Source organism: Pseudomonas sp. Pc102, assembly GCF_018408275.1.
Lineage (GTDB): Bacteria > Pseudomonadota > Gammaproteobacteria > Pseudomonadales > Pseudomonadaceae > Metapseudomonas > Metapseudomonas tohonis.
On sequence record NZ_AP021905.1, the window covers coordinates 6,020,740 to 6,044,418 of the forward strand.

The window sequence follows — 23,679 nt, forward strand, 5'->3', positions numbered from 1 at the left end:
GAGCCCCCTCAGCGAGCGGGGCCCAGCACCAAGACGGTTGCCTTCTTCTTGTTGGAAAACTGCGCGAGGATCACCTTGCCATTAGCCGCCAGCCACTGCGTGACCGCCGCATCATCCGGCTTGGCCTCGATGAGTAAATAAGTGAACTTGCCGCTCCCGGCCTCTCCCAGAGCCTCTTCCTGCTCCAGAATCCGAGGCTCGTAACCCCGCCCTGCGTAGTAGCCGATACGCGGATCCGAGTAATAGATGGATGCGCCCGGTTCGACATGCTCGGCCACCCAGTGGCCCGCATCGATGTAGTGGGTCTTCTTTGCCGACAGGGAAATCACGTTGGCCAGCATCATCAACATGGCGACCGCTGCCAAAGCCTTGCCTGTCCTGGGGAAGCGTTGTGCGAACGCATACACACCCGCAACCACCAACGGCACCGCCAACCAATCGAGGAAACTGGCATAGCGTGAGTTGATGAACAGCTGCTGCACGAAGAAGAACATCAGCACCAGCAGGTAGCACAGCCAGGTCCAGGCGAAGAGGTCGAAGGAGCCAAGGCTGGCCCGCGCCCCGCGCCACCCCGTTCGAGTCAGGAAGGGGATGACGAACGGCCCGAGAAGCTTGGTGAACATCAACAACGTGACGCCCAGCATGCCGAACACCAGTATCTTTCCGGCATCGTCCGCCGAGTACTTCATCAACACGGTGCTGCCAAGACGATCACTGACCGCATTGAATTTGGAAAACACCTGCTGCGGATCGATCATCGACAGGAAATTCTCGATGCGGTCCAGATGCAGCACGCTACCCAGCAGTAGCGCCACGACGATAGCGGCGCAAAGCGGCAGCAGCACCAGTTGAGTCATGCGACCCCAACCCTCGCGGGTGCGCAGGCCGGGCACCAGCCACAGGACCAGGGCCGGCATCAGCAGAACGGCCTCGAAGCGGAACAGCGCCGCGAGCCCGATGGAACCCTGGATACCCAGCGCACCCAGCCACCCGCCACGATCCCGCCAACGCAAGGCGCACCAGAGCGTCAATACGCTGAAGAACCAGAAACCGAATTCACGCAGGATTTCGCCACGGAAAGCATTGAACGCCGGCATCGCCAGTATGACCAGACACGCCCAGGACCCCGAGCCCGGCAGGCGGCGGACAACTAAGTCCACCATCAGGGCGCAGGCTCCCGCCATGAACAGGCCGCACCAGAGGAAAGCGACGGTTTCCAGACCAATACCGGTAACAGCGTGGCTGGCACCAATGAGCACAGGGAACCAAGGCCAGTCGAAGCGGCTGAATGCGCTAGCCAGGCCTTGATCGAGGAAGTGCTGCGAGATGTCGAGATAGAACGCGGCATCCTTGCCGATCACCGGCTGGAAGTGCACGGCCAATCCGGACAGCAGCAGGCTGATCACGAAGGTCCATTGCGCTGCGGATAAACGTTTCAATTGAAGCATGAAGCCTTGCATGTCCTCTCCCAAGGATAGAAACCGGCGCCCCGCCAATGTGGTGGGCTCCCTGCGATTCAGCCGCGGAAAAAAAGGCGCAGGGCCTTGCGGGTATAGGAAAGATTGAACAGGACCTTCCAATTGGTCCTTACAGCTTCACGGTAGTAGCCTTTGGCCGTTTCCGATTCACCAACCGCCATGAAGGTGCGGAAGAGGGAGAGACAGCGCTGCGCAGTGTACTCACGGCGCAGATCATGCAACTCACTAGGCAGGCGCGGCGTCGCGAACATCTCGTCGATCAGCTTCAACCCCACCGAGTGGGCATGCTGCACATTGTGCCGGAGACTGTCGTCGTGCTTATGGATAAGCGCGACCGGGTACTCGAGAACGGAACAGGGATAACGGGCCAGCACCTGCGCGAACACGGGGATGTCTTCAGAGTTACGGAACTGCTCGGGGTAGTTTCCTGCCCGGAACACCTCCCGGTGCATGGCACAAGCTCCATTGGAGATAGAGATCGTCTTGTCCAACAGGTAGCCGCGCACACGCGCCCTTGGCCCTTCAGGCAACGCCTTGGGGGTATGCAAGCTCTTCCTGCCATCCGGGAAGACTGACCAGTGCGCACCGATGACGAGGCGACTCTCGGGGTTCGCCTCGATGTGCGAGGCCAGGGCAGCTATCCCCCCCGGAGCCAACTCGTCATCCGCGTCGAGAAAAACCAGGAACGTGCCGAGCGCTTCGGTAATTCCAAGGTTTCGTACCGATGCGAGCCCGCCATTGGACTTGCGGATCGAGCGGAAGCGCCCAGGGTGCTGCGCCTGTAAATCCTCAATCACCTGCGGGGTGGAATCAGTCGAGCCGTCATCGATCACCAGCAGTTCAGCGGAAGCCCCCTCGAGCTGCGGGAGCACGGAAAGGACTGCCCTGGGCAACGTCCGCGCATAGTTGTACGCGGGGATGACGACGCTTATCAGCGGATTAACCGACATTGTCATACCAGTCCACGCCATCCTTGACGACCAACACGTCTTCCATGATCAGGTACTGCAGGTCCGAGCCGTAGAACATGTTCAGCGCGTCGGTGGGCGAGCAGATCATCGGCTCGCCACGACGGTTGAGGGAGGTGTTCAGGGAGACGCCGTTGCCGGTCAGTTTCTCCAGCTCGAGCATCAGGTCGTACCAGCGCGGATTGTGGCGGCGCTCCAGGACCTGGGCGCGGGAGGTGCCGTCCTCGTGCACGACTTCGGAAACGCGCTCCTTCCACTCGTCGTTGACCTCGAAGGTGAAGGTCATGAACGGGCTCGGGTGATCCACCTTGAGCATCTTCGGCGCCACGGTGTCGAGCATCGACGGGCAGAAGGGCCTCCAGCGCTCGCGGAACTTGATCTGCTCGTTGATGCGGTCGGCGACGCCGGGGATGCTCGGGCAACCGATGATGGAGCGGCCACCCAGGGCGCGCGGACCGAATTCCATGCGGCCCTGGAACCAGGCCACCGGATTGCCGGCGACCATGATGCTGGCGATGCGCTGCGGGGTGTTCTCGATGCGCTTGAACACCGGCTTGTTCGGATGTCTGGCGCAGGCGGCGATGACGTCCTCGTTGGAGAACGACGGGCCGAGGTAGACGTGTTCCATCTTCTCCACCGGCACGCCGCGCTTGTGCGAGACGTAGGCGGCGGCGCCGACGGCGGTGCCGGCGTCACCGGAGGCGGGCTGGACGAACAGCTCCTTCACGTCCGGGCGGGCGATGATCTTCTGGTTCAGCTTGACGTTCAGTGCGCAGCCGCCAGCGAAGGCGATCTTGCCGGTCTCGCGCAGGATGTCGCCGAGGTAGTACTCCATCATCTCCAGCGCCAGCTTCTCGAACAGCGCCTGCATGCTGGCGGCGTAATGGATGTAGGGGTCGTCGGCGATGTCGCCCTGGCGTTTCGGGCCGAGCCATTCGATCAGCTTGGGCGAGAAGTAGTAGCCCTTGCCGTTCTCCTTGTAGCGGCGGAAGCCGATGACGTTGGCGTACTCGGTGTTGATCACCAGCTCGCCGTTCTCGAACTTGGCCAGGCGGGAGAAATCGTACTTGGCGGCGTCACCGTAGGGCGCCATGCCCATGACCTTGAACTCGCCGTCGAGCATCTCGAAGCCGAGGTACTCGGTGATCGCGCCATAGAGGCCGCCGAGGGAGTCCGGGTCGAAGAATTCCTTGATCTTGTGGATCTTGCCGTTCTCGCCCCAGCCGAAGAAGGTGGTGGCGTACTCGCCCTTGCCGTCGATCCCGAGGATGGCGGTCTTTTCCTTGAAGCCGGAGCAGTGGTAGGCGCTGGAGGCGTGGGCCAGGTGGTGCTCCACCGGCTCGATCTTCACCTTCTTGGCGTCGAAGCCCAGTTGCTCCAGGCACCAGACGATCTTGTTGCGGTAGCGCTTGTAGCGACGGTTGCCCATGAGGATCGCGTCGAGGGCGCGGTCCGGCGCGTACCAGTAGCGCTTGGCGTACTGCCAGCGGGCCTTGCCGAAGAGGCTGATGGGCGCGAAGGGGATGGCCACCACGTCGACGTCGGACGGCTTGATGCCGGCCTGCTCCAGGCAGAACTTGGCCGATTCGTAGGGCATGCGGTTCTTCGCGTGCTTGTCGCGCACGAAGCGCTCTTCTTCAGCGGCCGCGATCAGCTTGCCGTCGATGTAGAGCGCAGCGGACGGATCATGGCTGAGGGCGCCGGAAAGGCCGAGAATCGTCAGTGCCACAGTGTTAAGCCTCTTCAAAGCAGCTGAAAGCCCGGAGCGGGAAGCGCAGGCCTGCAGCGGTCATAGGGTTCACGCCCCGTAGGGCTCTTTCTTCCAGCTTCAAGCTCACGGCTTCAAGCTGTCCTGGGTAAACGTCGGTCCAGCAGCTGGTACAACGCCGAGTCGGCAGGCCAGTTGCGCAGGAAGCGGGCGCGATCTCGGGCATAGGCCTTGGCGAAGCTGCGCTCGCTGCGGTGCTGCTGCACGGCGTCGAGATCGATGAGGCACCAGGCGCCGTCCTGCCAGAACAGGTTGTGTCCCTTGAGATCGCCATGGCTGATGCGCTCGCGGATCAACGCGGCGAACAAGCGGTCCAGCGCCTGCAGATCGGACTCTGCCGGCAGGCCATTGCCCTGCGGATCGACCTGGGCGTCTCGAAAACGGGCGATTATATCGTGCCCGGACAGATATTCGGTAATCAGGTAGGCACGGCCCCGGAGCCAGCACCAGCGGCGCTCGATCATCGCCAGCGGGCGCGGCGTGGCGATGCCGAGGAAGGCCAGGCGATTGCCCTCCTTCCAGCTGTGCCAGGCGCGGCTCGGGCGCCAGAAGCGCTTGAGCCAATGCAGCGGGCCCTTGATGTTGTAACGCTTGAGCAACACCGGCCGCCCATCGATTTCCACCTGCGCCACGGTGGCGGTGCCGCCGCCCTTGAGCAGGCGACCGGCGGCGATGGCCGCATCGGGATCGGCCAGCACCGGCGCCAGGGCATCCAGCGAATCACGCCGGGCAGCGCGCAAGCCGAAGGCCGAGCCGATCACGCTGAACAGGCTGCAATCGCGCCCGACCTTGCCGAGGAAGTCGCGCAGGCGCCAGCGGCGTACCCGGGCGATTTCCTTCTGCAGCATCTCCAGCGGCAGCGCGTGTTCGCCGTTGGCCAGCAGGTAATGCACCAGCAGTTCCTCGAGGAAGGGGTCGAGGTTCGCCGGCAACTGGGCGAAGAACACGCCGAGATTGGCCAGTACCTTGTCCCGCGACAGGCTCTGCCCGGGGGACTCGCCACGCACGCCGCCACCATCGATCAGTTGCAGCGCACCCTGGTGGCGAAGGATGTTGTCCAGGTGCAGGTCTTCCTGGACCAGGCCCTTGCCGTGCAGTTGGCCGACCAGCGCCAGGGCCTCGCCCAGCACGGCCTGCTGGCCATCGGAGAGCGGCGCCTCGGCTTCCACCGCGCGCCAGTCGTCCCACAGGCTGCGGGCACCTTCCAGGTAATCGAACAGCAGCCAGCCGCCCTGCCCTGCGGCAAAGCCTTCGGCCAGCAGCGCCGGCGTCGGCAGGCCCTGCTCGGCAAGCAGCCGCGCACCGGCCAGTTCGCGCTGGTAGTGACGCTCCGCCTTGGCGCCCACCACCAGCTTGGCGAGCACGTCGCGCCCCTGCCAGCGGGCGCGCCCTACATAGCGCTGCCCGGGCAGCACGCGGAACAGCTGGATCAGCTCCAGGCCGCCCTCGGCGTCCACGAGCAGCGGCAGGGTCGGCGCACGACCGGCGCCCGTGAGTTCAGCCAGCTTCAAGCGCGGCGCTCCTTGTTGCGACGGCGCGCACCGAGGCGCCGGACCCAGGTGTCGACATCGCTGCTGGAGTGCCCGGCGCCCAGGTAGGCCACCAGCAGGTCGCGCAGCTCGCTCTCGCCCCAGGGGTTGGCCCGCCGCACCAGTGGCTCGAGGTCCTTGACCCGGTCACGACGGCCCAGCAACAGCGGCCGGGTCTTCTCCAGGTCGATCAGGCAGCTCTCGTAATGCCCGCCGATCTCGCGCAGGAAGATGTGCTTGGGATAGAAGCAGCCATGCACCTGGCCGGCCGCATGCAGCCGGTGTGCAAGGGTGCCCACGGCGAGGATGATCGCCGCGCGCTGGTCCTCGCCCAGGGAGGGCCAGCGATCCAGCAGCTCGGCCAGTTCGGTCCAGCCGTCCAGTGCGCGGGTCAGCAGGATGGCCCGGCGCTCGCCGTGCACCTCCCGCTCGGCGAAGAACGCGGCGCGCAGGGCCGGCACGTCCAGCGCCTGGTAGCGCTGGATATTGCGGAACTCACGGGCGAAGGTGGGCTCGCCGAAGGGCCGCGCCAGGCTGCGGCTGAGGTAGTTGCTCTGCCGCTTGAGGTAGTAGGCGGCATCGCCCAGGTCGAGGCGGAACACGCTGCTCCAGCCTCCCCGGCCGGTGTTGGGGGCGTCCACGGCCTCGAGCTGCAGGTTCCACAGCGCCTCGAAACTGTCGAGACCATGGCGGGCCAGGATGTCCCGGTCGCTGGTGGCGATGAAGTCGCTCATTCGCGTCCCTCGAAGAAACCGATGATCTGCCTGATCCGCCGCTTGTCGCCGACGTTCAGGCGCTGGCGCCCGCGGTACTGCAGGTAGAAGCGCAGGCGCTGGGTGCGGCTCAGCTTGTACTTGGCGACCTTGTCCAGGCAGGCCAGGTCCTTGACGATGCGGCGCCGCAGGAAGGGGCCGAGCCAGAATGCGCCGGTGGGGCAGTCGATGAGGAACAGCTCGCCCTCGTCGTTGACCAGCAGGTTGCGCCACTTCAGGTCGTTGTGGGCGAAGTGGTGGTCGTGCATGGCGCGGGTGGCGCGGGCCAGCTGGCGGCTGACGCCATCGACCCAGGTCGCGTCATCCAGGCGGGCGTCGTCGCGCTGCGCCAGGGCTGCCATGTCGGAGGTGCGCTCCAGCTCGCGTGTGATCAGCGCGCCACGGTGGAAGCGGCCGAAGCGGCGCTCCAGGCCCCAGCCCACCACCGGAGCCGTGGGGATGCCCCACTTGCTGAAGTTCTTGAGGTTCTGCCACTCGGCCTTGACCCGTGGCCGGCCGATCCAGCGGCGCAGGCCCTTGCCCGCGCCCCAGTAGCGCTTGACGTAGTAGCGGATGCCGGCGTGCTCGACCCGCAGCACCTCGGAGAGCGGGTCACCGGTGATCCAGTCCCCTTGCAGGGCGAACACCGCGTCGAGATCGGCGAACAGCCGGGCGACATCGGCGTCGAGCCCGGGCGCCAGTTTCCAGTCACTCAATCCGCTGCTCCTTCCACGTACTTGCGCTGGTAGCGCGCCAGCAGGCGTGCGGCCTTCTGCTCCATCCAGGCCAGCAGGCCGATCTCCTCACGCAGCACCTGGCGCAGGGGCTGCTGGAAGTAGACCTTGAGGAAGCGCAGCTTGTCGTGCCGGGTCAGGCCGATGTTCAGCGCGGAGAAGTACAGCGCCGCCAGGTCCTTGTCGCGCCAGCGGCGCGGCGTGCTCTCGCGCACCTGGGCGCGGTGCAGGTCGATCACCGAGAGACGGAAGTCCCCCGCCGTGACCGGCTTGTCGGTGTGCAGGAGGAAGTGGCAGATGTAGCAGTCGCGGTGGTTGACCCCGGCGCGGTGCATCTCGCGCACCATGCGCGCGACCTCGTCGATCAGGGCGCGCTTGAGCGCCGGGGCCGGCGGGTTCTGTACCCAGTCGAGGCTGAAGTCCTCGAGACTGATGGTCGGCGCCAGCTCCTCGGTGATGATGAAGGAATGCTGCTGCGCGGGGTTGCTGCCGCGCTCGCCGAAGGCCGCCGCGGTCATCGTCGGCACCCCGGCGCGCTGCAGGCGCTGGATGGCCGCCCACTCCAGGCCGGCGCCCAGCACCGGCGCCTTGGCGGTGACCAGGTTCTTGAAAATCTCGCCCCAGCCGATGCCTCGGTGGATCTTCACGAAGTAGCCGCGCCCGTCGACCTCGGTGCGCAGGGTGCGCCGGGCCTCCAGCTCGCGGAACACCTCGCCCTGCAGCTTCTCCACCTCGGCGAACGGGTCACGCCCGGCCCAGAGGTCCTTGAAGGGTTGTTCCAGCATCAGCTTCATGGCCGTGCCTGCAGGATCACGTCGGCCGCGCGCTGCGGCATGCTGTAGAGGTCCGCCGTGTCGGCGAACGCCAGGCCGTTGCGGGCCCATTCGGTGCGGGCGTTATCGTCGTCGAGCATTTCGGCCAGCATGCGGTTCAGCTGCTCCTGTTCGAAGGGGCTCGGCACCACGCGGCCTGCCCTGGCCTCGTCGATGTAGTGGGCGTAGCCGCAGACGTCGGTCACCAGCACCGGCAGCCCGGCGACCAGCGCCTCCAGCAGCACGGTCCCGGTGTTTTCGTTGTAGGCGGGGTGGATCAGCAGGTCGGCACCCAGCAGGAAGCGCGGGATGTCGCTGCGCCCCTTGAGGATCTCGACCTGGTCGGAAATGCCCAGTGTCTTCATCTGCAGGATGAAGGGCTTGGGGTCGTCCTGGCCGATGACGATCAGCCGGGTACGCTTCTTCAGTGCCCTGGGCAGCGCGGCGAGCGCACGCAGGCTGCGGTCGAGGCCCTTGGTCTTGAAGCCGGAGCCGATCTGCACCAGCAGCAACTGGTCGTCCGCCAGCTTGAACTCGCGACGGAACTCGGCGCGGATCTCGGCGGCGTTGGCCGGGGCGCGGCGGTCGGGGGCGATGCCCGGCGGCAGCAGGTGGAAGCGCTCGGCCGGCGTGGCGTAGTGCTTCACGAACAACGGCTGCTGCACCTCGGAGATCATCAGCACCTCGGTCTTCGACTCGGGGGCGAACACCGCGCGCTCGTAGTCGGAGAAATGCTTGTAGCGACCCCACTTGCGATACAGGCCGTTGCGCAGGGTCTGCGCCTTGTCCTCGAAGCAGGGATCGGCGGCGTAGTAGACGTCCAGGCCCGGCATCTTGTTGAAGCCGACCACACGGTCCACCGGGCGCCTGGCCAGGTCGGCCCCGACCCAAGCGGTGAATTTCTCGTTGCGCTTGTGGTTGAACAGCGCCTTGACCGGCGCGATCAGCACCTCGAAGCCGTCCGGGATGTCGCCTTCCCAGATCATGGTGTAGACGCGGATGGCGTGCCCACGGCGCTGGCAGTCCTGGGCGATGCGCATGAAGTCACGCTGCAGGCCACCGAACGGGAAGTACTTGTAGAGCACGAATGCCAGTTGCATCAGTGTGTGTCCTCGGTCAGCAGCAGGGCCTCCAGCTGGGTGGCCACGCGCTGCGGGTTCAGCCGGGTGAAGCACAGGGGCTGCTCGCGCTTGAGGTCGAAGCGACGCTTGTCGTCTTCGGTCGGCTGGTAGGTGCAGGTCTTCTTCAGGCACGGCGCGCAGGGGAAGTCGCTGCCCAAGTGCACCTGCGAACGTCCATAGGCACCGGTGAAGCCGGGATTGGTCGGCCCGTAGAGCGACAGGGTCGGCACATCCAGCGCCGCCGCCAGGTGGCCCAGGCCGGTGTCCACCGCCACGCAGGCGCGCGCGCCGGCCAGCACCTTGGCCATCCCCGCCAGGGACAATCTGGGGAGCACCGCGGCGTTTTCCAAGCCCTCGGCGATGCGCTCGGCCCGCGCCTTCTCATTCGGGTTGCCCCAGGGCAGGCGCAGGTTCCAGCCGTGCTCGCAGACCCGCTCGGCGAGGTCGCGCCAGTAGGCTTCGGGCCAGTGCTTGGTATCCCAGGTGGTGCCGTGGAGGAACAGCAGGTACGGCGCGCCACCCGGCGCATCGGCCAGTTGCGCACGATTGAGGCCGTAATCGCCGGTGGTCGCCGGCAGCGGGTAGTCCAGCGCCTTGGCGAACAGCTGGCGTACCCGTTCGACGGCGTGCTGCCCCCAGGCCACCGAGTGGGCCTGGTCGTAGAAGCGCGCGGCGACGGGCTCGCGGGCGGACTCGCGATCCAGCCCGGCCACCGGGGCCTTGGCGTAACGGGTCAGCCAGGCGCTCTTGAACAGCCCTTGTGCGTCGATCACCAGGTCGTAGCGGGTCTCGCGCAGGCGCGCCTTGAAGCGCTTCCACTCACCGCTGCGGATGGTCTGCATCAGGTTTTTGCGCCAGCGGCGGATGGCCACCGGGATGACCTGGGCCACGGCCGGGTGCCAGGCGGGGATCTCGGCGAACCCCTCCTCCACCACCCAGTCGAACTGGATGCCGGGAATGGCACGGGCGGCATCGGTGATCGCCGGCAGCGTATGGATCACGTCACCCAGGGATGAGGTCTTGACCAGCAAAACCCTCATTCAGCGACCTCGGCCGGGTCCGCCACCAGGCGCCCCAGGGCATCCATCACCGGACGCGGCTTGAGTTGGCGCAGGCAGTTGTAATGGCCGAAGCGGCAGGTGCGGTCGAAGCAGGGGCTGCACTCCAGGCCCAGGCGCACCACTTCCACCTGTTCCGCCAGCGGCGGGGTGAACAGCGGCGAGGTGGAACCATAGACGGCCACCAGCGGGCGGTTGAGCGCGGCAGCCACGTGCATCAGGCCGGAGTCGTTGGAGACCACGGCACCGGAACAGGACATCAGGTCGATGGCTTCGGCCAGGCTGGTCTGCCCCGCGAGGTTGATCACCTCTTCGCGCAGGCCGGGGATCAGGCGCATGCGGATGTCTTCGCCGCCGGGGTGGTCGTTCTTCGAGCCGAACAGCCAGACCTGCCAGCCATCGCGCACCTTCAGCTCGGCGACCTTGGCGTAGTGCTCGGCCGGCCAGCGCTTGGCCTCGCCGAACTCGGCGCCGGGGCACAGGGCCAGGACGGGGCGATCGAGGCTCAGGCCGAACTTGGCCAATGCCGCGTCGCGGCTCGCCGGATCGATCTCGAGGGTCGGCCGCGGGTAGGGCTGCGGCAAATCGGCACCGGGCTCGTAGGCCAGGGCCATGAAGCGCTCGATCATCAGCGGGTAGCGGGACTTGTCCAGCTTGCGGATGTCGTTGAGCAGGCCATAGCGCAGCTCGCCCTTCCAGCCCGTGCGCCTGGGAATCCCGGCGAAGAAGGGCACCAGCGCCGACTTCAGCGAGTTGGGCAGGAGGATCGCCTGGTCATAGCGACCGGCGAGGGATTTGCCGATGCGGCGGCGCGTGGCCAGTTCCAGCGCGCCGTGGCCGAGCGGGAAGCTCAGGGCCTGGCGCACTTCGGGCATGCGCTCGAGGATGGGCCGGCTCCACTCGGGTGCCAGTACGTCGATCTGGCAGTCGCCATGGCGGGCTTTCAGGCACTGGAAGAGTGTCTGCGCCATCACCATGTCGCCCACCCAGGAGGGGCCAACGATCAGAATATTCATAAAGGCAGCTTCGGGGCCTCAAGCGACAAGCCGCAAGCGCCAAGCAGTACCCACTGCTTGCGGCTTGCGGCTTGCACTTTGCAGCCTTGTCTATTTATTTGACCAGGGTACGCCACTCGGCGTGCGCGGCGGTCTTGCCGGTCACCAGGTCGAAGTAGGCCTTCTGCAGCTTCTCGGTCACCGGGCCACGGCTGCCGATGCCGATCTTGCGGCCATCGACTTCGCGGATCGGGGTCACTTCGGCGGCGGTGCCGGTGAAGAAGGCCTCGTCGGCGATGTACACCTCGTCACGGGTGATGCGTTTCTCGACCAGCTTCAGGCCCTGTTCTTCGGCCAGGCGCAGCACGGTGTTGCGGGTGATGCCGTTGAGGCAGGCGGTCACCTCGGGGGTGTAGAGCACACCGTCCTTGATGATGAAGATGTTCTCGCCGGAACCCTCGGCCACGTAGCCTTCCGGGTCCAGCATCAGGGCCTCGTCGGCGCCGCCGGAAATGGCTTCCTGCAGGGCCAGCATCGAGTTGATGTAGGCACCGTTGGACTTGGCGCGGGTCATGGAGATGTTCACATGGTGGCGGGTGAAGGAGCTGGTACGCACCTTGATGCCCTTCTGCAGCGCTTCCTCGCCCATGTACGCGCCCCAGTTCCAGGCGGCGACGATGACGTGGACCTTGAGGCCGGTGGCGCGCAGGCCCATGCCTTCGCTTCCGTAGAACACCATCGGGCGGATGTAGGCGCTTTCGAGGTTGTTCTCACGCACGGCGGCTCGGGTGGCCTCGTTGATCTCGTCCTTGGTCCACGGGATCTGCATGTTCATGATGTGAGCGGAGTCGAACAGGCGGTCGGTATGCGCCTGCAGGCGGAAGATCGCCGTGCCGTCGGGGGTGTTGTAGGCGCGCACGCCTTCGAACACGCCCATCCCGTAGTGCAGGGTGTGGGTGAGCACGTGAGTGGTCGCTTCGCGCCACGGCACCAGTTCGCCGTCATACCAGATCACGCCATCACGATCGGCCATCGACATATTTGCCAGCTCCTCAAAGGTTCGATTGATTCAGCACGGCGAGTTAGCAGGCTGTCAGCTCAAGCCCAACTCGCGCCAGATCCGCATCACGCCTTGGCGCTCCGCGTGGAACTGGTCACCACTCACTACGCCCGGCTGCTTCTGCAACGCCTGCCGGTGGGCGGCGGAGCGATAGGCCTTGTAGGCCTCCTGCAGCAGGCTGACCGCTTCACCGGACAGCAATCCCACCTGCTCGAGGCCATCGAGAATGCGGATGTTATCGGTGTAGCGCACCAGCTCAGGGTGCTGTCGCGACCAGGCAAGGGCCGCATATTGCACCATAAATTCGATATCGACGATACCGCCGGCGTCCTGCTTCAGATCGAAGGGAACGGTGCTTTCGAAGGCGTTCGCAGCGGTTCCCGCCGCAGTCTCGCGCGTTCCCAGGGTGGTACGCATCTTCGCCCGCATCTCGCTGACGTCCTGCTGCAGGGTGGCCAGCTCGCGCTCGCGCCCCAGCACCGCCAGGCGTACCGAGTCGAACGCCGCGGCTACGCGCTTGCAGCCCACCAGCACGCGGGCGCGCACCAGCGCCTGGTGCTCCCAGGTCCAGGCCTCGTTCTCCTGGTAGCGCTGGAAGGCCCCCAGCGAGCTCACCAGCAGGCCGGACGCGCCGGAAGGGCGCAAGCGCATGTCCACTTCGTAGAGCGAGCCGGAGGTGGTCTGGGTGGTGAGCAGGTGGATGATGCGCTGGCCCAGGCGGGTGAAGAACTGCGCACCGTCGATGGGCTTGGCGCCGTCGGTCTCCGCCTGCGGGTCGCCGTCGTGGATGAACACCAGGTCGAGGTCGGAACCATGGCCGAACTCGAGCCCGCCGACCTTGCCGTAGCCGACGATGATGAAGTCCGGGTCGCAGGCGCTGCCGTCCGCGCGACGCGGCGCACCATGGCGGGCCACGGTGTGGCGCCAGGCCAGGGCCAGCACCTGGTCGAGAATGGCTTCGGCCAGCCAGGTCAGGTAGTCGCTGACCTTCATCAGCGGCAAGGTGCCGGCGATCTCGGAGGCCGCCACCCGCAGGCTGTGGGCCAGCTTGAAGTGACGCAAGGCCTCCATCTGCTGCTCGAGGTCGTCCTCGGGAATGCGGGTCAGCCGCTCACGCAGCTCGGCGGCGAGTTCGGGGGCCAGTGGCGGATGGTAGAGGCGGCCTTCGTTGAGCAGTTCATCCAGCAACAGCGGGTAGCGCGCGATCTGCTCGGCGATCCAGGGGCTGGCGGCGCAGAGGGTGATCAGGCGTTCCAGGGCACCGGGGTTCTCGCTGAGCAGCACCAGGTAGGCCGAGCGCCGGGCCACCTTCTCCACCAGCGGCAACACGCGTTCCAGCACCAGGTCGGGCTTGCCGTGCTCGCTGGCCATGTTCAGCAGGCGCGGGATGAAGGCATCCATGCGCTCGCGCCCGAGGCGCTGCATGGCGCGCAGCTGGGGGCCGTTGCGCAGGTCGACCAGGCGCTTGAGGGCGGCCAGCGGGTCGAGGAACCCGGCCTCGCTCAATTGCCGGCAGGCACTCTCTTCGTCCAGGGCGTCTTCCCACAGCGACAGCCACTCGCCGCCGACGCAGGCGTCCTGCAGGCCCGCCTCCTCGTCCTGGTCGGGATCGGCGATGACCTGGTGGAAATGCCACTCGATGCGACCGCGCCAGTACATCAGCCGCTCATGGAAGGCCGACCAGTCGTCGAAGCCCATGATGAAAGCGACGCGGGCGCGGTCCAGGTCGTTGTCCGGGAGCATCTGCGTCTGCCGGTCGGCGATGGCCTGCAAGGCGTGCTCGGTGTAGCGCAGGAAGGCATAGCCGTCGCGTAGCTCGGCCACCACCGCCGGCGGCAGATAGCCCTGCCCCTCGAGCGTCGCCAGCACCTTGAGCAGCGGGCGCTGCTGCAGGCTCAGGTCGCGACCGCCGTGGATGAGCTGGAAGGCCTGGGCGATGAACTCCACCTCGCGGATACCGCCGGAGCCGAGCTTGACGTTCTCGGTCATGCCCTTGCGGCGCACTTCCTGCTGGATCAGCTGTTTCATCGAGCGCAGCGCCTCGATGGCCGAGAAGTCCAGATAGCGGCGATAGACGAAGGGTCGCAGCATTTCCAGCAACTGCGCGCCGGCCTGCTGGTCACCGCCGACCACCCGTGCCTTGATCATCGCGTAGCGCTCCCAGTCGCGCCCCTGGTCCTGGTAGTACTGCTCCAGCGCATTGAAGCTGAGCACCAGCGCGCCGGACGAGCCATAGGGGCGAAGGCGCATGTCGACGCGGAAGGCGAAACCGTCGACGGTGATGGCGTCCAGCGCCTTGATCAGCTTCTGGCCCAGGCGGATGAAGAACTCCTGGTTATCCAGCGCACGCTTGGCACCTTCGGTCTCGCCGCCCTCGGGGTAGCCGAAGATCAGGTCGATGTCAGAGGACAGGTTCAACTCATGGGCGCCCAGCTTGCCCATGCCGAGGATGACCAGGTGCTGCGGCTGCCCGGAACGGCGCCCGGTGGGGGTGCCGAACTGCGCGCAGTGGCGGCTGTAGAGCCAGTGGTAGGCGCCGTCGATGCAGGCGTCGGCAAGATCGGAGAGATCGCGGCAGGTTTCCGCAAGGTCCGCCTGGCGGGTCAGGTCGCGCCAGATGATGCGCACTTGCTGGCGATTGCGAAAACGCCTCAGGTGGTGCGCCAGCTCGTCCTCACTCGCACAGGTGGAGAGGATTGAATCCAATTTTGTACACAATTCACCATTTTTAAGTGTACATTCCAACTCGCCCGATTCCGCCAGCTGCATGAGCATCGCCGGGTCGCGCCGCGTCTGCTCGGCCACGAAATCACTGGCTGCGCAAACCCGCAGGAACGCCTGCTTCCGTTCGTCGGGCCAGCCGTCGAATGCCGCACGCAGGGATTCCGGAAGGCCCTCCTGATCGGAGGTGAAGGCCTGGCGCGCACGGTCGGCGAGCGATTGCAGTTGCGGAGGGAGGGCGACAAGCGGGGGCAGGCTCATGGTCTATCCTGTGATCGGCGTACGCCGGGCCTGTGGTTGCTGGCCTCGCGCCGCCCATCTGTAGTTTTACTACGAAAGATTGTGTCCAGAGTGCTGAAACGGCCGTCGAAATGTAGTAAAACTACACAAGGCCGGTTCGACCCCCGGTAAATCCAAGAATTAGCAATCTGCCAGCCCATAAGGCTGTCAGTGAACATAGGCGTCCGATTCTGGAAGCCTTTCCGCCCTGGAGCAAGCCATGCAAGACCTCGATCCCGTCGAAACCCAGGAATGGCTGGACGCCCTGGAATCGGTTCTCGACAAAGAAGGCGAAGACCGCGCGCACTACCTGATGACCCGTATGGGTGAACTCGCTACCCGTAGCGGTTCGCAGCTTCCCTATGCCATCACCACGCCGTACCGCAACACGATCCCCGTCACCCACGAAGCACGCATGCCTGGCGACCTGTTCATGGAACGCCGCATTCGCTCGCTGGTACGCTGGAACGCGCTGGCAATGGTCATGCGCACCAACCTGAAGGACTCCGACCTGGGCGGTCACATCTCCAGCTTCGCGTCCTCGGCGACCCTCTACGACATCGGCTTCAACTACTTCTTCCAGGCCCCGACCGACGAACACGGCGGCGACCTGATCTACTTCCAGGGCCACGCCTCCCCCGGTGTCTACGCCCGCGCCTTCATGGAAGGCCGCATCACCGAAGAGCAGATGAACAACTTCCGCCAGGAAGTCGATGGCAACGGCCTGTCGTCCTACCCGCACCCCTGGCTGATGCCGGACTTCTGGCAGTTCCCCACCGTTTCCATGGGCCTCGGCCCGATCCAGGCGATCTACCAGGCACGCTTCATGAAGTACCTGGAAAGCCGCGGTTTCATCCCCGCCGGCAAGCAGAAGGTCTGGTGCTTCATGGGCGACGGCGAGTGCGACGAGCCCGAATCCCTCGGCGCCATCTCCCTGGCCGGCCGCGAGAAGCTCGACAACCTGATCTTCGTCATCAACTGCAACCTGCAGCGCCTCGACGGCCCGGTACGCGGCAACGGCAAGATCATCCAGGAGCTCGAAGGCGTATTCCGTGGCGCCCAGTGGAACGTCAACAAGGTCATCTGGGGCCGCTTCTGGGACCCGCTGCTGGCCAAGGACGTCGACGGCATCCTGCAGCGCCGCATGGACGAAGTCATCGACGGCGAGTACCAGAACTACAAGGCCAAGGACGGCGCGTTCGTCCGCGAGCACTTCTTCAACACGCCCGAACTCAAGGCCATGGTCGCCGACCTGTCCGACGACGAGATCTGGAAGCTCAACCGTGGCGGCCACGACCCCTACAAGGTCTATGCGGCCTACCACCAGGCGGTCAACCACAAGGACCAGCCCACCGTCATCCTGGCCAAGACCATCAAGGGTTACGGCACCGGTGCGGGCGAGGCGAAGAACACCGCGCACAACACCAAGAAGGTCGACGTCGACAGCCTGAAGTCGTTCCGCGACCGCTTCGACATCCCGGTGAAGGACGACGAGCTGGAGAACCTGCCCTTCTTCAAACCCGAGGAAGGCAGCGCCGAAGCCCGTTACCTGAGCGAGCGCCGCGCCGCCCTGGGTGGCTTCGTGCCCCAGCGCCGCGCCAAGAGCTTCAGCATCCCCACCCCGCCGCTGGAAACCCTCAAGGCCATCCTCGACGGCTCGGGCGACCGTGAGATCTCCACCACCATGGCCTTCGTGCGGATCCTCTCGCAACTGGTCAAGGACAAGGAAATCGGCCAGCGCATCGTCCCCATCATCCCGGACGAGGCCCGCACCTTCGGCATGGAAGGCATGTTCCGCCAGCTGGGCATCTACTCCTCCGTCGGCCAGCTCTACGAGCCCGTCGACAAGGACCAGGTGATGTTCTACCGCGAGGACAAGAAGGGCCAGATCCTCGAGGAAGGCATCAACGAAGCGGGCGCCATGAGCTCCTTCATCGCCGCCGGCACCTCGTACTCCAGCCACAACCAGCCGATGCTGCCGTTCTACATCTTCTATTCGATGTTCGGCTTCCAGCGCATCGGCGACCTGGCCTGGGCCGCTGGCGACAGCCGTACCCGTGGCTTCCTGATCGGCGGCACCGCCGGTCGTACCACGCTCAACGGCGAAGGCCTGCAGCACGAGGACGGCCATAGCCACATGCTGGCCGGCACCATCCCCAACTGCCGCACCTTCGACCCCACCTACGGCTATGAACTCGCGGTGATCATCCGCGAAGGCATGCGCCAGATGACCGAAGAGCAGCAGGACGTCTTCTACTACATCACCGTGATGAACGAGGCCTACACCCAGCCCGCCATGCCGGCCGGTGTCGAGGAAGGCATCATCAAGGGCATGTACCTGCTCGAAGAGGACAAGAAGGAAGCCGCGCACCACGTGCAACTGCTGGGCTCGGGCACCATCCTGCGCGAAGTCCGCGAAGCGGCGAAGATCCTCCGCGACGAGTTCAACGTCGGCGCCGACGTCTGGAGCGTCACCAGCTTCAACGAACTGCGCCGCGACGGCCTGGCCATCGAGCGCCACAACCGCCTGCATCCGGGCCAGAAGCCCAAGTCGACCTACGTCGAGCAGTGCCTGAGCGGTCGCAAGGGCCCGGTCGTGGCCTCCACCGACTACATGAAGCTGTTCGCCGAACAGATTCGCCAGTGGGTGCCGAGCAAGGAATTCAAGGTCCTGGGAACCGACGGCTTCGGCCGCAGCGACAGCCGCAAGAAGCTGCGCCACTTCTTCGAAGTGGACCGCTACTGGGTCGTCCTGGCGGCGCTGGAAGCCCTCGCGGATCGTGGCGACATCGAACCGAAAGTGGTGGCCGAGGCCATCGCCAAGTTCGGCATCGACCCCGATAAGCGCAACCCCCTGGACTGCTGAGGAGACGCATTGTGAGTGAGTTGATCCGCGTACCCGATATCGGCGGCGAAGGCGAAGTGATCGAGATTCTGGTCAAGGTCGGCGACCGCGTCGAAGCCGACCAGAGCCTGGTCACCCTGGAATCCGACAAGGCCAGCATGGAAGTCCCCTCGCCCAAGGCCGGCGTGGTGAAGAGCCTGAAGGTGAAGATCGGCGACCGCCTCAAGGAAGGCGACGACCTGATCGAACTGGACGTCGAGGGCGCCGCCGCTGCAGCACCCGCGCCCCAGGCTCCGGCTGCCGCGCCCAAGGCGCAGGAGAAGCCCGCTGCCGCACCGGCACCGGCGGCCCCCGCCAGTGAAAGCGTCCAGGACGTGCACGTCCCGGACATCGGTTCCGACAGCAAGGCCAAGGTCATCGAGATACTGGTCAAGGCCGGCGATCGCGTCGAAGCCGACCAGAGCCTGATCACCCTGGAATCCGACAAGGCCAGCATGGAGATCCCCTCGCCCGCCGCAGGCATCGTCGAGAGCGTCGTGGTCAAGCTGGATGCCGAAGTCGGCACCGGCGACCTGATCATCAAGCTGCGCACCGCAGGCGCCGCCCCGGCTGCCGCCAAGGCCGCCGAAGCGCCTGCCGCCGCACCGCCACCGGCCCCCGCCGCCGCTGCCCCGGCCGCTCCGGCTGCCGAAGCGGTACAGGACGTCCACGTCCCGGACATCGGCTCCGACAGCAAGGCAAAGGTGATCGAGATCCTGGTCAAGGCCGGTGATCGCGTCGAAGCCGACCAGAGCCTGATCACCCTGGAGTCCGACAAGGCCAGCATGGAGATCCCCTCGCCCGCCGCAGGCATCGTCGAGAGCGTCGTGGTCAAGCTGGATGCCGAAGTCGGCACCGGCGACCTGATCCTCAAGCTGCGCACCGCAGGTGCCGCCCCGGCTGCCGCACCAGCACCCGCCGCGCAGGACAGCCAGCCGGTGCATCGCGTCCCGGCGGGCGCCAGCCCGGCCGTGGCCGCCGAAGTCAACGCCATCGCCTCGCTGTCGGCCGCTGCCGCCGGCAGCCCCGGCGCACCGGCTCGCTCCGACGGCGCCAAGGTCCATGCCGGCCCGGCCGTGCGCCAGCTGGCCCGCGAGTTCGGCGTCGAGCTGAGCGCGGTCACCGCCACCGGCCCGCACGGCCGTGTGCTCAAGGAAGACGTGCAGGCCTACGTCAAGGCCGTGATGCAGAAGTCCAAGGACGCCCCGGCAGCTGCCGCGGCTGCCACCGGTGGCGCCGGCATCCCGCCGATCCCCACCGTCGACTTCAGCAAGTTCGGTGAGATCGAGGAAGTGGCGATGACCCGCCTGATGCAGGTCGGCGCTGCCAACCTGCACCGCAGTTGGCTCAACGTCCCGCACGTGACCCAGTTCGACTCCTCCGACATCACCGAGCTGGAAGCCTTCCGCGTCGCCCAGAAAGCCGTCGCCGAGAAAGCCGGCGTCAAGCTGACCGTGCTACCGCTGCTGCTCAAGGCCTGCGCCTACCTGCTCAGGGAAATGCCGGACTTCAACAGCTCCCTCGCCCCCAGCGGCAAGGCGCTGATCCGCAAGAAGTACGTGCACATCGGCTTCGCCGTGGACACCCCGGACGGCCTGCTGGTCCCGGTGATCCGCAACGTCGACCAGAAGAGCCTGCTGCAACTGGCCGCCGAAGCCGCCGCCCTGGCCGAAAAGGCGCGGACCAAGAAGCTCTCGGCGGACGACATGCAAGGCGCCTGCTTCACCATCTCCAGCCTCGGCCACATTGGCGGCACCGGCTTCACGCCGATCGTCAACGCGCCGGAAGTGGCGATCCTCGGCGTGTCCAAGGCCACCATCCAGCCGGTCTGGGACGGCAAGGCCTTCCAGCCGCGCCTGATGCTGCCGCTGTCGCTGTCGTACGATCACCGCGTGATCAATGGCGCCGCCGCCGCGCGCTTCACCAAGCGCCTGGGTGACGTGCTGGCGGATATCCGCACCATGCTGCTGTAAACCTTTGCTTCATCGCGAGCACGCCACGCTCGCACCTCGACCCCGCCCCCTTAGGCGGGGTTTTTTTTGCCCTGGATCCACGCACGGACTCGCCCGCTGACGCTCACGCCCGGCCCTGCGGTGGCCCGCATCGCGTTCATCGAAGGAAGGAGGAAGGAGAGCGGTGCCCACCCGCGCCGGCGGGTGGGTCCGGTCGCAGCCGGGTCAGCCCTTCTGCAGGTTGCGGATCAGGAAGCTGAACGCCTTGGCCAACTGCCCGGCACCGTCCAGGTCGCGCACGATGGTCAGCATCGGCTCGCTGGAACCCGGCACGTTGAGCACGCAGGCCTGGCCCTCGCGCGGGCAGGCATAGCTGATGCTCGGATCGACGCCGAACACCGGCAGCAGCCGGTTGCGCACCGCGACGCCGGTCCCCGTCGTGGCCCGGACCTCCTCGCGCAGCATCAGCTCGCCCGGCCGCGCCAGGCTCACCTGGTACTGCAGGTCACGCCGATCGCTGGAGCCGACCTGGTAGCCGGCGCTCAGGGCATAGGTCTTCAGCAGCGCATTGGTGTGCGCGAACAGCGCCTTGCGCTCGTCATCGGACAGGTAGAGACGCTTGATCTCGGCCAGGTAGCGGGTCTGCTCAGCGCTGCTGAGAACCGGCTCCGAACCGGCCGCCGAGGCCGGTGATAAAAAAAACATACCGCACAGCACCAAAGCCCCACCAAGTTGTCTTGTCAGCCCCATCCGCATGATGCACCCTTGCCCGACGCCATATTAAGAAGTGGGCCGAGGCCCGACTCGGTCAGCATACTGGAACCCCCCCGCCCGATGAAAAGCCATCCCGATGCCGCCAGCCGTACGGTGGCCGAGGTTGTGACGCAGTTGCCAGTCCCTTCGCGGCTTGGCCTCATGCGTTTCGAGCGGATCAACGAGGCCAGCTGGGCGCTGCTGTTCCTCGACCCCAATTGCGAACGCCATATCGGCATGCCGGCCACCGAGCTCTGCGCCCTGGTCGGCTCGCCCTACGCCAGCCTGATGTCCCCCGAAGCGCGCTACCGCCTTCACGACGAAATCCAGCGCCAGCTGGCCGGCAGCGCCAGTTACCAGGTGCAGTACAGCCTGCACACGACCGACGGCGTGCGCACCATCCTCGAGCTCGGCGAAGCCTTCCAGCAACATGGACGCAGCCTGCTTCGCGGCTACCTGCTGCCGGTGGATGCCGAGGACGGCGACACGGATGAAGACACCGACCAGCGCCTCAGCGAACTCGAAGCCCAGAACACCCGTCTCAAGAGCTCCCTGGACCTCTATCAGCGTTCCCAGGAAGACCACCTGCAACACCTGATCCGTTCCCGCGCCCAGCAAAGCCTCATCGTGCGCCTGGCCCGCCACCGCTACGGTGCCGGCGACCCCGCCCTGGAGGCGGCCAAGCTGATCACCCAGGCCGCTTGCGAAGCCTACGAAGTGTCCCGCGCCTCCCTGTGGATGTTCGACGGCGACCTGTTGCGCGCCATCAACCTCTACCGGCGCGACCAAGACCACCACGAACACCCGGACGCCATCGACGTCAGCCGCTACCCGCAGTACCTCGAAGCCCTGCACAGCGGGCGCGCCATCGACGCCCACAATGCCCAGCGCGACCCCCGCACCAGCGAGCTGGTGAACGACTACCTCAAGCCCCAGGGCATCATCGCCCTGCTCGATGCCAGCGTGCGCATCGGCGGCGACGTGGTCGGCGTGCTGTGCCTGGAACACACCGGCGGCCAGCGCGTCTGGCAGACCGACGAGATCGCCTTCGCCGGCGAGCTGGCCGACCAGTTCGCCCAGGTCCTGGTCAACCAGCAACGCCTCGACGCCACCAACGCCCTGCACCTGTTCCAGCGCGCCGTCGAGCAGAGCGCCAGCGCCTTCCTGCTGGTGGACCGCGACGGCCTGGTGGAGTACGTCAACCCCAGCTTCACCGCCATCACCCAGTACAGCTCGGATGAGGTCCATGGCCGCCGCCTGTCCGACCTCCCGGCCCTGGAGAACCTCAGCGACCTCTTGTTCGACGCCCGCTCCAGCCTCTCCACCAGCAACAGCTGGCAGGGCGAGTTCCGCAGCCGGCGCAAGAACCTGGAGCCCTACTGGGGCCAGCTGTCCATCTCCAAGGTATTCGGCGAGAACGGCGAGCTGACGCACTACATCGGCATCTACGAGGACGTCACCCACAACAAGCTGGCCCAGCAGCGCATCGAGAAGCTGGCCTACACCGACAACCTCACCGGGCTGGGCAACCGCCCGTACTTCATCCGCAGCCTGGAGGAGCGCTTCCAGAGCGACCTCGAATCGCCCCTCTGCCTGCTGCTGGTGGACATCGACAACTTCAAGCGCATCAACGACAGCCTCGGCCACCAGACCGGCGACAAGCTCCTGGTCAGCCTCGCCCGCCGCCTGCGCAACACCCTCGGCCAGGGCGACATCCTCGCGCGCTTCGCCAGCAACGAGTTCGCCGTGCTGCTCGACGGCGCCGACCTGGAAAGCGGGCAGAGAACCGCCGGGCAGATCCTCCACACCCTCGACAAACCGCTGTTCGTCGACAACCAGCTGATCAGCGTCACCGGCTCCCTCGGCCTCGCCTGCGCGCCGCAGCACGGGCGTGACCCGCAGACCCTGATGAAGCACGCCGGCCTCGCCCTGCACAAGGCCAAGGCCAACGGCAAGCACCAGCTGCAGCTGTTCACCGAGACCCTCAACGCCGAGGCCAGCTACAAGCTGTTCGTCGAGAACAACCTGCGCCGCGCCCTGGCGCAGAACGAGCTGGAAGTCTTCTACCAGCCCAAGCTCTGCCTCAAGACCGGGCAACTTCTGGGCATGGAGGCGCTGCTGCGCTGGCAACACCCGGAACGCGGCATGATCCGCCCCGACCAGTTCATCAGCGTCGCCGAGGAAACCGGGATGATCATCCCCATCGGCAAGTGGGTGATCCGCGAAGCCTGCCGCATGAGCCGACGCCTCAGCGCCTCGGGCATGGGCGATGTGCAGGTGGCGATCAACCTCTCGCCCAAGCAGTTCAGCGACCCGGACCTGGTGGGCTCCATCGCCGCCATCCTCCACGAGGAACAGCTGCCCTCGGGGCTGCTGGAACTGGAGCTGACCGAAGGCCTGCTGCTGGAAGCCACCGACGACACCAAGCACCAGCTCAACCGGCTCAAGACCCTCGGCCTGACCCTGGCCATGGACGACTTCGGCACCGGCTACTCCTCCCTGAGCTACCTGAAGAAGTTCCCGATCGACGTCATCAAGATCGACCGCAGCTTCATCAAGGACATCCCCGACAACCAGGACGACATGGAAATCACCTCGGCGGTGATCGCCATGGCCCACAACCTCAAGCTCAAGGTCGTCGCCGAAGGCATCGAGAGCGCCCAGCAGCTGGCCTTCCTCCGTCGCCAGCGCTGCGATGTCGGCCAGGGCTACCTGTTCGACCAGCCCATCCCCGGGCACCTGCTGGTGGAAAGCCTGCGCCGCTACCCCTGCCGCCCGCAGCCCTGAGCCCTGAGCCCTGAGCCCTGAGCCCTGA

The 23,679-nt window shown here is 66.0% G+C and carries 16 protein-coding genes; 3 read left to right on the forward strand and 13 right to left on the reverse strand.

Going from position 1 to position 23,679, the window contains the following annotated elements:
- Positions 1-8: 8 nt before the first annotated feature.
- The 12 genes from PHLH3_RS27490 to glnE all read right to left on the reverse strand — a co-directional run bounded on the left by PHLH3_RS27490 (position 9) and on the right by glnE (position 15,257).
- On the reverse strand, positions 9-1,460 hold the full coding sequence (locus tag PHLH3_RS27490; RefSeq protein ID WP_213626641.1) for a hypothetical protein: 1,452 nt from the start codon (positions 1,458-1,460) through the stop codon (positions 9-11).
- 56 nt (positions 1,461-1,516) lie between these two features.
- Positions 1,517-2,434: a glycosyltransferase family 2 protein gene (locus tag PHLH3_RS27495; RefSeq protein WP_213626643.1), complete on the reverse strand. Its 918-nt coding sequence runs from the start codon at positions 2,432-2,434 to the stop codon at positions 1,517-1,519.
- Positions 2,418-4,175 (reverse strand): carbamoyltransferase, encoded by a 1,758-nt coding sequence (locus tag PHLH3_RS27500; protein WP_213626645.1) that lies wholly within the window; start codon positions 4,173-4,175, stop codon positions 2,418-2,420. Before PHLH3_RS27500 ends, PHLH3_RS27495 begins: the two co-directional genes overlap by 17 nt.
- A 113-nt stretch (positions 4,176-4,288) precedes the next feature.
- Positions 4,289-5,725 carry a lipopolysaccharide kinase InaA family protein gene (locus PHLH3_RS27505; RefSeq protein ID WP_213626647.1) on the reverse strand — a complete coding sequence of 479 codons (1,437 nt, stop codon included), beginning with the start codon at positions 5,723-5,725 and terminating at the stop codon, positions 4,289-4,291.
- On the reverse strand, positions 5,722-6,477 hold the full coding sequence (locus PHLH3_RS27510) for a lipopolysaccharide kinase InaA family protein (protein WP_213626649.1): 756 nt from the start codon (positions 6,475-6,477) through the stop codon (positions 5,722-5,724). Before PHLH3_RS27510 ends, PHLH3_RS27505 begins: the two co-directional genes overlap by 4 nt.
- Positions 6,474-7,211 (reverse strand): lipopolysaccharide kinase InaA family protein, encoded by a 738-nt coding sequence (locus PHLH3_RS27515; RefSeq protein ID WP_213626651.1) that lies wholly within the window; start codon positions 7,209-7,211, stop codon positions 6,474-6,476. Before PHLH3_RS27515 ends, PHLH3_RS27510 begins: the two co-directional genes overlap by 4 nt.
- Positions 7,208-8,023 (reverse strand): lipopolysaccharide core heptose(I) kinase RfaP, encoded by an 816-nt coding sequence (gene rfaP, locus PHLH3_RS27520; RefSeq protein ID WP_213626652.1) that lies wholly within the window; start codon positions 8,021-8,023, stop codon positions 7,208-7,210. The genes PHLH3_RS27515 and rfaP overlap by 4 nt, the downstream gene beginning before the upstream one ends.
- Positions 8,020-9,141, reverse strand: coding sequence for a glycosyltransferase family 4 protein (locus PHLH3_RS27525; protein ID WP_213626654.1), 1,122 nt, complete (start codon positions 9,139-9,141; stop codon positions 8,020-8,022). Before PHLH3_RS27525 ends, rfaP begins: the two co-directional genes overlap by 4 nt.
- Positions 9,141-10,202, reverse strand: coding sequence for a lipopolysaccharide heptosyltransferase I (waaC, locus tag PHLH3_RS27530; RefSeq protein ID WP_213626656.1), 1,062 nt, complete (start codon positions 10,200-10,202; stop codon positions 9,141-9,143). The genes PHLH3_RS27525 and waaC overlap by 1 nt, the downstream gene beginning before the upstream one ends.
- Entirely contained in the window at positions 10,199-11,236 is a 1,038-nt protein-coding gene (gene waaF / locus PHLH3_RS27535; protein ID WP_213626658.1) for a lipopolysaccharide heptosyltransferase II, read from the reverse strand. Before waaF ends, waaC begins: the two co-directional genes overlap by 4 nt.
- Before the next feature lie 94 nt (positions 11,237-11,330).
- Positions 11,331-12,254, reverse strand: a complete 924-nt coding sequence (gene ilvE, locus PHLH3_RS27540) for a branched-chain-amino-acid transaminase (RefSeq protein WP_213626660.1) — start codon at positions 12,252-12,254, stop codon at positions 11,331-11,333.
- Between the two features lie 54 nt (positions 12,255-12,308).
- Positions 12,309-15,257 (reverse strand): bifunctional [glutamate--ammonia ligase]-adenylyl-L-tyrosine phosphorylase/[glutamate--ammonia-ligase] adenylyltransferase, encoded by a 2,949-nt coding sequence (gene glnE, locus PHLH3_RS27545; RefSeq protein ID WP_213626662.1) that lies wholly within the window; start codon positions 15,255-15,257, stop codon positions 12,309-12,311.
- 238 nt (positions 15,258-15,495) lie between these two features.
- Between glnE and aceE the strand changes: the two genes are divergently transcribed.
- Together aceE and aceF are read left to right on the forward strand one after the other, a co-directional pair.
- On the forward strand, positions 15,496-18,141 hold the full coding sequence (gene aceE / locus PHLH3_RS27550; protein WP_213626664.1) for a pyruvate dehydrogenase (acetyl-transferring), homodimeric type: 2,646 nt from the start codon (positions 15,496-15,498) through the stop codon (positions 18,139-18,141).
- 11 nt (positions 18,142-18,152) lie between these two features.
- On the forward strand, positions 18,153-20,132 hold the full coding sequence (aceF, locus tag PHLH3_RS27555) for a dihydrolipoyllysine-residue acetyltransferase (protein ID WP_213626666.1): 1,980 nt from the start codon (positions 18,153-18,155) through the stop codon (positions 20,130-20,132).
- Positions 20,133-20,336: 204 nt separating this feature from the next.
- Here the strand turns inward: aceF and PHLH3_RS27560 are convergent, their stop codons facing one another.
- Positions 20,337-20,816 (reverse strand): hypothetical protein, encoded by a 480-nt coding sequence (locus PHLH3_RS27560; RefSeq protein WP_244862947.1) that lies wholly within the window; start codon positions 20,814-20,816, stop codon positions 20,337-20,339.
- A 129-nt stretch (positions 20,817-20,945) separates the two neighbouring features.
- On the opposite strand from PHLH3_RS27560, the gene PHLH3_RS27565 reads away from it, so the two are divergent.
- Positions 20,946-23,651, forward strand: a complete 2,706-nt coding sequence (locus PHLH3_RS27565; RefSeq protein WP_213626670.1) for a GGDEF and EAL domain-containing protein — start codon at positions 20,946-20,948, stop codon at positions 23,649-23,651.
- The last annotated feature ends 28 nt before the right edge of the window (positions 23,652-23,679 follow it).